10 protein-coding genes are annotated in these 13069 nt (G+C 71.5%); 3 read left to right on the forward strand and 7 right to left on the reverse strand.

The window, feature by feature from the left end:
• Nucleotides 1–65 precede the first annotated feature (65 nt).
• The 5 genes from ABD369_RS05690 to ssd form a co-directional block, all read right to left on the reverse strand.
• A complete protein-coding gene (locus tag ABD369_RS05690) occupies nt 66–326 on the reverse strand; it encodes a DUF4244 domain-containing protein (protein ID WP_344635077.1) in 261 nt (86 codons plus the stop codon).
• Between the two features lie 149 nt (nt 327–475).
• A complete protein-coding gene (locus ABD369_RS05695; RefSeq protein ID WP_344635078.1) occupies nt 476–964 on the reverse strand; it encodes a type II secretion system F family protein in 489 nt (162 codons plus the stop codon).
• A 374-nt stretch (nt 965–1338) separates the two neighbouring features.
• Nucleotides 1339–2154 (reverse strand): type II secretion system F family protein, encoded by an 816-nt coding sequence (locus ABD369_RS05700; RefSeq protein ID WP_344635079.1) that lies wholly within the window; start codon nt 2152–2154, stop codon nt 1339–1341.
• A gap of 355 nt (nt 2155–2509) precedes the next feature.
• The gene (locus ABD369_RS05705; protein WP_344635080.1) at nt 2510–3685 is read right to left on the reverse strand and encodes a TadA family conjugal transfer-associated ATPase; all 1176 of its coding nucleotides are present in this window, start codon (nt 3683–3685) and stop codon (nt 2510–2512) included.
• A gap of 323 nt (nt 3686–4008) precedes the next feature.
• The gene (gene ssd / locus ABD369_RS05710) at nt 4009–5124 is read right to left on the reverse strand and encodes a septum site-determining protein Ssd (RefSeq protein WP_344635081.1); all 1116 of its coding nucleotides are present in this window, start codon (nt 5122–5124) and stop codon (nt 4009–4011) included.
• A 747-nt stretch (nt 5125–5871) separates the two neighbouring features.
• Between ssd and ABD369_RS05715 the strand changes: the two genes are divergently transcribed.
• The gene (locus ABD369_RS05715) at nt 5872–6696 is read left to right on the forward strand and encodes an HAD family hydrolase (RefSeq protein ID WP_344635111.1); all 825 of its coding nucleotides are present in this window, start codon (nt 5872–5874) and stop codon (nt 6694–6696) included.
• 426 nt (nt 6697–7122) lie between these two features.
• Here ABD369_RS05715 and ABD369_RS05720 read toward each other — a convergent pair whose 3' ends face one another.
• The gene (locus ABD369_RS05720) at nt 7123–8007 is read right to left on the reverse strand and encodes a Fic family protein (protein ID WP_344635082.1); all 885 of its coding nucleotides are present in this window, start codon (nt 8005–8007) and stop codon (nt 7123–7125) included.
• Nucleotides 8008–8200: 193 nt separating this feature from the next.
• On the opposite strand from ABD369_RS05720, the gene ABD369_RS05725 reads away from it, so the two are divergent.
• Nucleotides 8201–9199 (forward strand): nucleotide-binding protein, encoded by a 999-nt coding sequence (locus tag ABD369_RS05725; RefSeq protein ID WP_344635083.1) that lies wholly within the window; start codon nt 8201–8203, stop codon nt 9197–9199.
• Nucleotides 9200–9559: 360 nt separating this feature from the next.
• Nucleotides 9560–11902 (forward strand): SulP family inorganic anion transporter, encoded by a 2343-nt coding sequence (locus tag ABD369_RS05730; RefSeq protein ID WP_344635084.1) that lies wholly within the window; start codon nt 9560–9562, stop codon nt 11900–11902.
• Between the two features lie 117 nt (nt 11903–12019).
• Here the strand turns inward: ABD369_RS05730 and ABD369_RS05735 are convergent, their stop codons facing one another.
• Entirely contained in the window at nt 12020–12484 is a 465-nt protein-coding gene (locus ABD369_RS05735; protein ID WP_344635085.1) for a hypothetical protein, read from the reverse strand.
• Between the last annotated feature and the right edge of the window lie 585 nt (nt 12485–13069).

The following is a 13069-nucleotide window of genomic DNA, read 5'->3' on the forward strand; positions in this document are numbered from 1 at the left end:
CGTCGTGCCCCCGCGGAGTTCGGCCGCACCGTCCGCCCGGTCGGAGAACCCGCCGCCCGGGCGGGTCAGATGACATGGAACGCCCGGTTGACCAGTTCGGTGAACGCATCGGTGAACACCCCACTGGTCACCAACTTGTAGAGCGCCGCAGCGATCGCACACGCGGCGACCGTCCCGATGGCGTACTCGGCCGTCGACATTCCCGCGTCGCTCCGCGCCCCGCGCAGTCTCCTCAGCCGCGCGGACAGCCACCTCCGCACCCTCCGGGCCGGCGGGATGGAGCGGACGTGCCGTCGGCCGGTCGCAACCGCGATGGAAACGGTCATGGCAGATCTCCTTCGACTTGTTCCGTGAGTTCGCAGCGGTTCCGCGAGTTGGGGCTTGGTCCCTCACTCGGGGCTTGTTCCACGTGTCCGGACCTGTTCCGTGAGTTCGTCCTCGACGATGTCCGAGGGCGAAGAAATCTGACATCAAGTCAGATTCGTTTGGCGAAGAGCGAGGTCAACCCGATGACCACGGGAACGACCCCGATCAGGATGAATGCGGGCAGGAAGCAGACGCCCAGTGGAGCGGTGGCAAGCACCCCGGCCCGGCGGACACGGACGTGCGCGGCCCGGCGGACGGCCTCCCGCTGGGTCTGGGCCAGTCCGATGAGGGGTGCGGCCGGCGGCGAACCGCTGGTGCTCGTCCGCACCAGACACCGAGCCAGCGGGGCGAGTGTCGGACAGTCCGCGCCGAGCCTCTCCCAGCAGACTTCCGGCGGTGCTCCGAGCGACAGCTCGGCCGCCACCCCCGCCAGCCGGTCGCTCATCGGCGCGCTCACGCTCGCCGCCACCGCCACGGCAGCCTCGCCCGGCGAGGAGCAGGAACCGAGACAGGCGGCCAACAGTTCGGCGGTCAATGGCAGTTGCCGGGACAACTGCTCCTGTTCCAGAGCGGTCCGCCGCTCGGCCGGAGAGCGCACCCGCGGCAGCCACCGCTTCGCGGCGAGGGCAAGCAGGACTCCGGCCGATAGTCCGACCGGGCCACCGACCACAGCCGCCGCACCGACCCCCACCACGACCGGTGCCGTCCACTCGGCTCCCGCCAGTTCGGTCGCGCGGGTTCGCCAAGTCCGCGTCGACGAGCTTCGACCTGCTCGGTGGAGCCCATGCACCGACCATCGGCGTTTCCCCAGGCCATGATGGCCTTGAAGGCCGGCCTCCGCACCGGAGGCACGGGCGATCCATCGGCCGGCCCGACGCCGGGCGACCCGGCGCCGTCCCACCCCGGCCACCTCCCCGACAGCCGCCATCACCACGACCGACAAGGCGAACGACAACACCGGAACTCCCACGCTCACCACCCCACCTCCGCCCGGCCGGCCCGACTCCTTGAGATCCCGCACTCAATCGCGCACCCCTGCACGTCCGTTGCTCTTCGGCGACCCCCCGCGTCGCGAGTCGCCGCTTCGTCCCGCGCCGGGTCCGGCTCCACCACCGGCCGGCGAGCAGGCGGCTCCGGGCGGCCCACTGGTCCCCCTCGGGCCGGCAAGCCCCCGGCGGCCTCAGCAGCCCGCACGATCCGGGCCGTCCACGCCAGCCCGGCCGCCTCCAACAGCGCCCCGATGACAAGGCATCCCAGGCCGATCGGCCTGTGCAGCAGGACCTGTATGGGCTTCGCGCCGAGCGCGGCACCCAGCAGCAGCCCGATCAGTGGCAGTGCACCGAGTACCACGATGGTCGTCCGCGGCCCGGCCAGCTCTCCGGCGATCTCCTCGTTCAAGGCCCGCTCGGCCCGCAACGCGTCGGCGAGTTGGTCCAGACCCGCGGCCAGGCCGGTTCCGCTCTCCGCGGTCACCTCCCAACAGGCTGCGACGGCCGCCGCGCCTTGCCCGCCGGGCAACTCCGCCACGAATCTGAGTGCGGCGGGGATGTCGGCGCCGTACCGGCCGGCGGCCAACCGGGCGGCAGGCTCCGCTCCCAACCCCGCCCACAGGGACGTACGGACGATCACCGAGCCCAGCGCCTGGTCCGCCGTCGCTCCCGCGCGCAACTCGGCGGCCAGGCCGGTGCAGAGCTCGATCACCGCTGTCGCCCGCGTGCGCGCCTCCGCCGCCAACCGACGGCGGTGCCGCCACCGCCGCAGCGGCACCACGGCAACAGTCGCCACCACCAGTGGTACTGGCGACCTCACGTGCAGTCCGAATGCCAACCCGACCGGCAGCACGAGGAGTTCCGGAGCCAGTCGGCCAAGCCAGCCCGACCGGGCCCTAGCCAGGAGGCCGTGTGCCAGGTCGCGACGTCCACCTCCTGCCGCCCTGCCGAAGAGACCTCGTACCCGCTCGGCCGCTCGCGTCCTGCGCCCCAGAGTCGACCGGAATCCGGCCACCGCACCGATCGTTCCGACCACCCAGAACAGCTGGCCGCTGATCACTGCAACCCCTTCCTGGCCGACTGCAGCAGCCGCCAGGCACCGAACGCGGCGGCGCACAGGAGCAGCGCCCAGAGGATCTCGATCTGCCGCACGTTCATCGGATGCTCCCCGGCAGCTCCACCCCTCGGACCGCACAGCGCTGCCGCAGCCGGTCCCAGCCGGGACCCGGCTCACAAGTACCGTCGGCCGTGAACGTGACCGCCGACGTGGTCGTCGCGAGCCCTCGCTCGTCGCCCGTGAGCATGTGGATCTCGGCGACCCGGCGCAGCCCGGTGTGCGACTCACGCACCAAGTGGATGATCACATCGAGGGCTGCGCGCAATTGGCTGTGCAGGGAGAGTCGGTCCAGGCCGGCGAGCGAGCCGAGCGCCTCCAGCCTGGCCGGGACATCGGTCGCGGTATTGGCATGAACCGTGCAGCAGCCGCCCTCGTGACCGGTGTTGAGCGCGGACAGCAGGTCGACCACCTCGGCCCCTCGGACCTCACCAACCACCAGGCGGTCCGGCCGCATGCGCAGCGCCTGCCGGACGAGATCCCGCAGGGTCAGCTCACCGAGCCCCTCCTGATTCGGAGGCCTGCCCTGGAGCCGCACCACATGGGGGTGGTCCGGCCGGAGTTCGGCCGAGTCCTCGGCCAGCACGATCCGCTCCCCCGGCCCGACCAGCCCCAGCAGGGCCGCGAGCAAGGTGGTCTTCCCCGTGCCGGTCCCACCGGCGATCAGGAACGAGAGCCTGGCGTTCAGCAGCGCCAGGAGCAGGTCCGCTCCGGCCTGGGGCAGCGTGCCACCGGATACCAGCTCCGTCAGGGTGAACGGCCGGGAACGGGAGATCCGGAGCGAGATGTGGGTGCACCCGGCGGCGATCGGTGGCAGCACGGCATGCAGGCGTGTCCCGTTCGGCAGCCGGGCGTCGACCCATGGCCTGGCGTCGTCGAGACGTCGACCGGCCGCAGTCGCCAGCCGGTGCGCCAGGTGGCGCACCGAGGCGGCGTCGGGGAACCGGATGCCGGACACCCGCTGCAGCCCGGCTCCCCGGTCGATCCACACCTCGTCGGGACCGTTCACCAGGACATCGGTCACATCCGGCTCACCCAGCAGCTGGTCGAGCGGCCCGGCGCCGACCAGCTCCGAGCGGAGCACCCGCACCGCGTCGAGGACATCGTCACCGCCCAGCGGCGGCCTGGCGGCCCGTACTGCCGCCGCCACCGACCTCGCGGTGGGCTGTGCACCGGCTTCGGCCAGCCGCAGCCGCACGGCGTCGAGCAAGGCCACGGCTCGCGGATCGGTCCGCCCGCGGACCACCGCCGCCCCGGTCCGCCCCAGCCCCTCCGGCTCCGCTCCACCGGGCCGCTCGCGCCCGAGCTGCGGCCCGGAGCCGGCCGCCGCTTCCGCGTCCAGCCCGGCGTCCTGACCCCTTTCGCTCCGGCCTCGCCCGCCCGCCTCCGCTCGACTCGGGTCCGCATACCCCGTGTCGGCCCGGCCCGGCCGGTGCGGCCGGCCACCGAGGCGCATACCGGGGCCGAGCGGCCGCCGGTGCGGGCCGGTCGTGGTCCTGTCGCACTCCCCCGGCCGGCTCGACCCCCTCAGACGACCTGTCACAGCACACCCCCTCCATCCGCCGGAACCGGCGGCATCGCTTCGTTCAGGAAACCTGCGCAGAACCGCGCCAGCGGTCCTTTCGCGCGTGTACCGGGCGGTGCTCCCCGCTCGACGTCGACGCCCAGTCCGGGCTCCCGTGGCAGCTCACCGGCCAGCCGCAGCCCGAGCCCACGGGCGATCTCCGGGGCCGCCAGCCCGGCCGGTCCCGGCACCCGGACGACCGCGCGCAGGTCCGAGAGCCGCATCCGGGCGGCGGAGGCCACCCGGTCCGCCGCCGCCATCGCGCGCAGCTCCGCCGGAACCACCAGCAGCCCGGTGTCGGCCTGTTCGAGTGCCTGCCCGGCGGCCGAGTCGAGGTGCCGGGGAAGGTCGAGAACGACCAGCCCCCCGCGGCGACGGGCCGCGGCGACCACGCTGCGCATCGCCTCTGGCGGCACGGCGAGCGTGTCGCCGCGATCCCAAGACAGGGCGGCCAGCCGGTGCAACTCGGGTAGCGCTCTAGCTAGTTCGGCTCCATTGACCCGCCCGCGGGAGGCAGCCAGGTCGGGCCAGCGCAGGCCACCCGCACCCTCGCCACCGAGCAGCACGTCGAGCCCGCCGCCCAAGGGGTCGGCGTCAATGAGCATGGTGCGGTGTCCCGTGCGGGCCGCGGTGATCGCAAGGGCGCAGGCCAGGGTCGAGGCGCCGGCCCCGCCGCGGCCGCCGAGCACGGCGACGGTCAGTGCGGGCGGGCCGACGCCCTCGGCCGCGTCGGCGATCCGGTCCAGCAGCCACGCCTGCGCATCGGGGAGGAACAGGACGTGCTCGGCCCCGAGTCTGACGGCTCTGACCCAGACCTCGCAGTCGTCCAGATCGAGGCCGAGCAGCAGCACGCCGGCCCGGCGGCCCAGAGCCGCACAGCGCTCCGCCTGGTCGTCTCCGACCAGCACCAACGGCGCGTTCTCCCACAGGTCTCGGGACGGTGGAACGCCGCACAGCAGGTGCGGGTCGGTGCCTGCGGCGACACAGAGCCGAAGCAGGTTCTCGGCGAGGGACTCGTCCTCGGTGACGATGAGCGGCCCCGACGGAGCCGTCCGGTCGGCCGAATGGTGGTCTGCGGTGGGTGTGGACATGGCTGTCTCCCCCGGTGAGGTGCTGTCCGGGCGCCGGCACCGGACATGGCCCCGGCGCCCGCCGGTGGGTTGTCAGCGGCCTCCCCGAGAACGGAGACGACTGCTGCCCGGACACCAAGGTCGCGGCCGCGGCCGAATCCGTCAGCCCCCTCCCGATTACCTGTGGACAAGTCGGGTCTGTGGATAACTTTGTTCACCCGCACGGGGGGTTAATGAGCAAAGAATTGACACCCGCGAGACTGCCAAGAAGCCCGGGAACGCGGCGGCCCGCCCCCACCCGAGATCCGCAGCCAGGGGGCGGAGTCACGTCTCGCCACCCAAGACTCAATAGACACGGAGAGTGACGGATCAGTGCCGATGAGCCCTCCCGGCAGATCGCTCTCGCCCATCGCGAATACCGTCGGCGAGCCTTCCCCGAGATCGTCGAGAAGCCCGGAAAATGGCCCCGGACGTGCGACGACCCCCGCCGGGGGGGAGAGCGGGGGTCGTCTATCCACAGCCCGACTCGGGGGGGAGGAGCCGGACCGGGTTAGCACGGTCGCGAACGATCCGTGACTTCCATGGTGTACCCGAGCGGCCAGAAACACAAACCCACACGCCCGCGAGTACGCCGAATGGCGGGGTGTTTTGCCGGGCCCTCTATCCTCAGATCCCGTGGACACCTCCGAGAACGCCGACATCGCCGAGCACGACGGGAACTCCGCGTTCCGTTCCGCACCGGACGGCACTGAACCGGCACCTGCAGCCATCTCGCGTCGCCAGTATGGCGCGGTGCGAACCGCCGCATTCTTCGATCTCGACAAGACGATCATTGCCAAGTCGAGCGCCCTGGCGTTCAGCCGCCCGTTCTACCAGGGCGGACTGATCAACCGTCGGGCCGTGCTGAAGAGCGCCTACGCCCAGTTCGTCTTCCTGGTGGGCGGCGCAGACCACGACCAGATGGAGAAGATGCGCGAGTACCTCTCCGCACTCACCCGGGGCTGGAACGTCCAGCAGGTCCGCGAGATCGTCGCCGAGACCCTGCACGGGCTGATCGACCCGATCATCTACGACGAGGCCGCCTCGCTCATCGAACAGCACCATGCGGCCGGCCGCGATGTCGTGATCGTCAGCAGTTCGGGCTCCGAAGTGGTCGAGCCGATCGGCGCGCTACTCGGCGCGGACCATGTGATCGCCACCAGGCTGAAGATCGAGGACGGCAGGTACACCGGCGAGATCGAGTACTACGCCTACGCGGAGAACAAGGCCGCGGCGATTCGCGAACTGGCCGATGCCGAGGGCTACGACCTGGCCAACTGCTATGCGTACAGCGACTCCTCGACCGATCTGCCGCTGCTCGAGGCGGTCGGCCACCCCTCCGCGGTCAACCCCGACCGCGCTCTGCGCAAGGAGGCCCTGGCGCGCGACTGGCCGGTCCTGGCCTTCGACCGCCCGGTCGAACTCCGACGTCGACTCCCGGACTTCAGCGCGCCGAGCCGCTCCGTGGTGACGGCCGTGGCAGTCGGCACCGCACTGCTGACGGCCGGGGTGCTCTGGTACACGGCGGCCAAGCGACGGCGCCCGTCCGCTTGATGCGACCGGCCCCGGGCGACGTCACACCGGGGCCGCCGCACTGGTCTACGCGCCCAGTCGGTTTCCGCGCGCCCAGTCGGCAAACCACTCCATCAGGACGAAACGGACAAACAGCAAAGACTTCTTTTTTCGGGTTCCGCTTTCCGTCGAACCGCGATAGAAATGAGTTACGGCCCGCGAGACCCGGTCAGGACCCAATGAGGGTCGTTCCGACAACGCAGTTCAGGCCCACGGACCGCGTACAGATAGCTGGGCACCCACATGCAGCCGACCCGCTGTCGGGCCGCCGCACCAGGTGAACGGGCAGGATCCCCGCCTGATGGGCACTTACGGTGCATGCTTGGTAACTCGGTACCTGTACCAGCGGCGGCACCCAGCAGGATCAGGTGCCGCCGCAACTCTGCGCCGGGACGGTGCCCGGGTCGCTCAGACCATGCCGCGCTGCATCGCTTCACAGACCGCCGTGCTCTCCCGCACGCCCAGGCGGAGCGCCTTCCCGCAGTGCCCGATCCAGGCGGCCATTCCCTCGGGCGTGCCGCCAAGGTAGCCGCGCAGGGCCTCCTGATAGGCGGCCGTGCCCAGCTCCGCGAGACCGACTTCCACCGGGCAGATGGCCTTGGGGTCGAGCCCCTCGGAGATCAGGACGATCCGCTGTGCGGCGCGGGCGATCATGCCGTTGTGCGAGGCGAACGGCCGCAGCGCGAGCAGCTCGCCGTGCACCACCGCGGCCACGACCAGCGCGGGGGTTCCGCTCGCCGCGCCCTCCGCCCGGGCCACCAGCAGCCGGGAGAGCTGATCGAGGCGCGCCGCGACCTCCTCGACCTGCGGTGCGGGCGGGAGCTCCACCGCGCCGGAGACCGCCTCCTCGACACCCTCGACCGCGGCCAGCTCCAGCGGGAAGAGCTCGGCCACCCCCTCCCCCGCACTTCGGGGCCGCCCGGCGGACTCGTCGGCATCCCCGACCGCCAGCAGGTGCAACCGGGCCAGCACCTGGAGCGGAGAGTGCCGCCAGACGCTCAGCAGCTGCCCGGCCTCGGCGGAGATCCGCAGCGCGGCGCCGACCGTCCGGGCCCCGGGATCGCCGCCGAAGTCGCTGCGGCGGCGCACCTCCTCCAGCGGCCAGTCCGCCCCGTCCAGGGCGGCGGAGGCACGCGCACCGCGCAGTGCGGCCTCCGAAGTCACCTCGGGCGAACGGCGGCGCATCACACGGTGTCCGTACAGCCGGTCCACGGCCTTGCGCACCTCGGCAACAGCCTCGGGCACCCCGGGGAGCTCTGCCAGCGGGGCGAGGGGATCAGTTCCAGTGGTCACCTACCCGAGAGTAATGAACCACCCGCTGGGGCCGGTACAGCAACCCCGCCATCACCCGTTTGAGGCAATCCCCGATTCCCGCCCTCGCGGGGCACCGGCGCGCCGCTAGCATAGCCACTATCGGTGACGATAACGATTTCCAAGAACAATCCCGGCGGCACACGTCCCGCCCGAGCGAGAGTCGGGGTCCCAGATGAAGATCGCCTTCGTCGGCAAGGGCGGCAGCGGCAAGACCACGCTGTCGGCGCTGTTCATCCGCCACCTGGCCGCCGCTGGGCGCCCGGTCATCGCCGTCGACGCCGACATCAACCAACATCTGGGAACAACCCTCGGACTGACCGACGACCAGACCGCCGCGCTGCCCGCGCTCGGCGAACACCTGCCGCAGATCAAGGAGTACCTACGCGGCAGCAACCCGCTGATCGGCTCCGCCGAGGAAATGATCAAAACCACGCCGCCCGGCCGGGGTTCACGCCTGCTGCGGATCGTCGAGGAGAACCCGGTGTACGCCGCCTGCGCCCGGCCGATCGCACTCGACGAGGGCTCGGTCCGCCTACTGGCGACCGGCGCCTTCGCCGAGGAGGACCTCGGCGTCGCCTGCTACCACTCCAAGGTCGGCGCGGTCGAGCTGCTACTGAACCACCTGGTCGACGGCCCGGACGAGTACGTCGTCACCGACATGACGGCGGGCTCGGACTCCTTCGCCTCCGGCCTGTTCACCCGCTTCGACCTGACCTTCCTGGTGGCCGAACCGACCCGCAAGGGCATCTCGGTGTACCGCCAGTACAAGGACTACGCGCGGGACTTCAACGTGGCCCTGCGGGTCGTCGGCAACAAGGTGCAGAGCCCCGACGACCTCGGGTTCCTCCGACGCGAGGTGGGCGACGACCTGCTCGCCGCCTTCGGCCAGTCCACCTGGGTCCGCCACCTGGAGCAGGGCGCCGAGCCGGAGCTGAGGACGCTCGAGCCCGCGAACCGCGAGGTGCTCGCCCGGCTCAAGGCGGAGGCCGACGCGGCCTTCAGACTGCGCGACCCGCTGCGCTACACCCGGCAGGCCGTCCACTTCCACCTCCGCAACGCGGAGAGCTGGGGCAACGCGAGGACCGGGATCGACCTCGCCTCGCAGATCGACGAGGACTTCGCACTCGGCGTCGAACAGGCCACCGATCAACTGGACGCCGCCCCTGCCTGACGACCCAGCTCGCACACCGGCGCCGATCGGCCCTCGCGAAGGCCGGCATCCCTAGGGGGTGCCGGCCTTCGCGCTGCCCGGCGACGCCCGGTCGGCCCTCGCGCAGGTCAGGACGTATTCCCGGAAGACCCGGCCGCCACCCATAGGAATGAATCCAGGGCCGTTTCCTTCCACTCAATTTCACCCTGTGCAAAGCTTTCATTACTCTCGGTTTACTGATTCTTGATGGTTCATGGGCCGCCCGCGACACTCCCCGCCGCGCCCACGCCATCCCGCCGTACCGTCGCGACCCACGCCGATCCGCCTCCGAGCTCCCCCACCGGACCTGACTGCGTTCGCTCCCCGGAAAGACGGGAAGACATGACCCTCGACATCTCCACCGCACCGATCGCCTCCGACACCACCGACCACGCGCCACCGGAAACCACGGCCACCGGCCCCCTCCCGGCGCGGCCCACCGGCCTGCCGCACGACCTCGCCGCCTCCCTGGTGGTCTTCCTGGTCGCCGTCCCGTTCTCGCTCGGCATCGCCCTGGCCACCGGCGCCCCGCTCACCTCTGGCCTGGTGGCCGCCGCCGTCGGCGGTCTGGTGGTCGGCCTCCTCGGCGGTACTCCGCTCCAGGTCAGCGGCCCTTCCGCGGCACTCACCGTGATCGTCGCCGGGCTGATCGCCCGGTTCGGCTGGCAGGTCACCTGCGCCGTCACCGTGATCGCCGGACTGCTGCAGCTGCTGCTCGGCTCACTGCGGGTCGCGCGGACCGCGCTCGCCGTCTCACCCGCGATCGTGCACGGGATGCTGGCCGGCGTCGGCCTCACCATCGCCATCGCCCAACTGCACGTGGTACTCGGCGGCTCACCGATGAGCTCCGCACAGGCCAATCTCCTCGCGCTGCCCGGCCAGCTCTCCGGTCCACATCTGCCCGCGCTCGCGGTCGGCGCCGTCGCCATCGCCATCCTCTGCGGCTGGCCCCGGCTCGGCCGGTTCCCGGGCTCGGCAGGCCGGCTGGGCGGCGCACTGGCCAGGGTTCCCGCCGCCCTGGTGGCCGTCGCCAGCGGTACCGCGCTCTCCGCGGGCCTCGGGCTGAGCCTGGCCCGGGTCGAGCTTCCCGCCTGGAGCCGGCACGCCCTCGCCTCACCTCCCAGCCCCGCCGTGTTCGTCCAGCACTGGCCCGTCCTGCTGGCCGCCGCGCTGACGGTGACGGCCGTGGCGAGCGTGGAGTCGCTGCTCTCCTCCGTCGCGGTGGACCGGATGACCCACAGCTCGAGCGACCTCAACCGCGAGCTGCGCGGGCAAGGCGTCGCCAACCTGCTGAGCGGCCTGCTCGGCGGGCTTCCGGTGGCGGGCGGCGCCGTCCGCAGCACCGCCAACATCCGGGCCGGCGCCGTCGGCCGCAAATCCGCCGTCCTCCACGGGGTCTGGGTGGCTCTGGCCGCGGTCGCCCTGGCCGGCGGGTTGCGCCGGATCCCACTGGCGGCGCTGGCCGCGCTGGTCCTAGTGGTCGGCATCCAGATGGTGAGCTTCGCGCACATCCGGCGGGTGCACCGGCACCGGGAGTTCCCCGTCTACCTCACCACCGTGCTGGGAGTGGTTCTGCTCGGCGTCCTGGTCGGTGTCGCCCTGGGCGGCTCGATGGCCGTCCTCCTGGCCCTGTACCGGCTGACCCGAGCCCATGTGGACGTCTCGGTAGAGCCCGACGGCTCGTACCTGGTCCGCACCCATGGCCCGCTCACCTTCGCCGCTGTCCCCAAACTGAGTCGGGCACTCGCCCTGATCCCCCCGCGGGCCCGGGTGACGGTATGCCACGACGGCTCGTTCCTCGACCACGCGGCATACGAGCAGGTGCACACCTGGCGGGTCGGCCACCAGGCCGGAGGCGGCCGGGTCTCGATGCTGACGGAGCGGCATGACGACGGGGTACTGGACCCGGACGGCACCGTTCGCTCCGGCAGCTCCTCGGGCCCGCACCGCTGCCGGGCCTGGACACCCTGGGGTCGTCACCACTGCATCGAGCAGGGCAACGAGGACCCGCATGGCCGGCTGCTGGACGGGGTCCGCGGCTTCCAGCAGCACACCGCACCGCTGGTCCGCCACGAACTTGCCCGGCTCGCGCGTGAGGGCCAGGCGCCCTCGCAGCTCTTCCTGACCTGCGCCGACTCCCGCCTGGTCACCAGCATGATCACCAGCAGCGGCCCCGGCGACCTGTTCACCGTACGGAACGTCGGGAACCTGGTCCCGGCACCGTACGAGCCGGGGGCCGCCGACGACTCGGTGGCGGCAGCGGTGCAGTACGCCGTCGAGGTGCTGGAGGTCCGCAGCATCACCATCTGCGGGCACTCCGGGTGCGGCGCCATGAAGGCCCTGCTGGACGGGGTCCACGAACAGCCGGGGCCGCCGACACCGCTGACCCGCTGGCTGCGCAACGGGCGCGGGTCGCTGGCCCGGCTGAGGCGGGCACCGGCCGAGTTCGCCGGGCGACCGGTAGTCGACCTCGCGGAGCAGCTCTGCATCACCAACGTGGTCCAGCAGTTGGATCAGCTGCTGGCCAACCCGGCGGTGGAACGCCGGGTCAACGAGGGCACCCTGCGACTGGTCGGCATGTACTTCGACTTCGCCACCGCCCAGGCGTACGTCTTGGACCGGGAGAAGAGCCGGTTCGTGTCCGTGTCGGAGGAAAAGCACGACGAACGGCCAGTGGCAGCCTGACGTCGCGCGCCTCCTCCGGCGCCTGCCGGGCCCGGTCGGGCAGAACCGGGCCCGGCCCCCGAGGGGATCCTCGAGTTCGAGGCTCGGGGCCGTAGTTGTGACCTTGGACAGAGTGGGTCAGGGCCATAGCAGATTGGCCAGGTCGGCCGGGGTGACGTAGCCCGGCCAACGGCCGTCCCGGAACAACTGGATGCCGGCGTCCCGGTAGCACTGGTCGACCAGTTGGGAGCAGATCATGTGCCGGCTGTCCGCAACATAGGCCTTGATCAGCAGGCCTATCGGAAGATGGAAGTGGTGTGCGGCGAGCGCGAAGTAGTCGGCCGCACTGTAGGGGACCCCGACGTAGCCGCGGGCCGCAGCGACCACGGCCTGCCGCTGTTCCTCGGTCAGCGCGAGCCTGTCGGTCGACCAGCGGATCGGCTGGCCTTCGTACTCGGTCAGCGGCCCGACCCGGGCACCGCCGGGTTCGGCCTCCATCAGCTCGCCGTCGCCGAGGTAGACAAAGGCGTGCTCGAAGTCGGCGAATCCATCGCCGTTGAGCCACTGTCCGATCCTGATCAGGCGGCCGACCTGGCCGTTCATCCGGACAACGGCGAAGTCCCCTGGAAGGGGCGGAAGTAGGGGCTCCCCGGGGCGGGCCGAGGCAGCGGGGGTCGCGGGAGTTCCAGGCATGTGCATCCCCCCAAGAACGGGAGCGCTGCGTTGAGGAGCGGGCCCGCGAGTGACGACGACGAGCCCGTACCTTCAGTGGATTACCCGCCGGACCAGCCGTCAATACTCCTCGTGGCAGCCCGCCCGCAGTCGGTGATCGGTGATCGGTGGTCGGTGGTCGACGGAAAGCAGCCGTCGGTTGGCGCTCGGCGGTTGGCAACCAGGGAGCCGGATGGAACGCCCCCGAGGGCGGGGCCGCCAGCGCACGTCCGGGCCGGCCCACTTAAAGGTCTAAACCAATTGAGAGCAGCTGCCTCTTGTCAACATGGCGGTTCGCCTGGTGAGCTGTGCGCTGGAACACACGGGACAATCCCGCCGCACGGGATCTCCCGGCATATGAAACTCGATGAGGAGTGCGCGTTGAGCAACGAGAGCCTGGCCAACCTGCTCAAGGAGGAGCGCCGTTTCGCTCCGCCCGCGGAACTCGCCGCCGCCGCCAACGTCACCGCGGCCGCC

This window comes from Kitasatospora cystarginea (assembly GCF_039533515.1).
Classification (GTDB): Bacteria; Actinomycetota; Actinomycetes; order Streptomycetales; family Streptomycetaceae; genus Kitasatospora; species Kitasatospora cystarginea.

What these genes read in the sequence shown, in the direction of transcription:
- ABD369_RS05690 (WP_344635077.1), bottom strand. Translation starts at nt 326, where the DNA reads ATGACCGTTTCCATCGCGGTTGCGACCGGCCGACGGCACGTCCGCTCC.
- ssd (WP_344635081.1), bottom strand. Translation starts at nt 5,124, where the DNA reads ATGTCCACACCCACCGCAGACCACCATTCGGCCGACCGGACGGCTCCG.
- ABD369_RS05725 (WP_344635083.1), top strand. Translation starts at nt 8,201, where the DNA reads ATGAAGATCGCCTTCGTCGGCAAGGGCGGCAGCGGCAAGACCACGCTG.
- ABD369_RS05730 (WP_344635084.1), top strand. Translation starts at nt 9,560, where the DNA reads ATGACCCTCGACATCTCCACCGCACCGATCGCCTCCGACACCACCGAC.
- ABD369_RS05735 (WP_344635085.1), bottom strand. Translation starts at nt 12,484, where the DNA reads ATGAACGGCCAGGTCGGCCGCCTGATCAGGATCGGACAGTGGCTCAAC.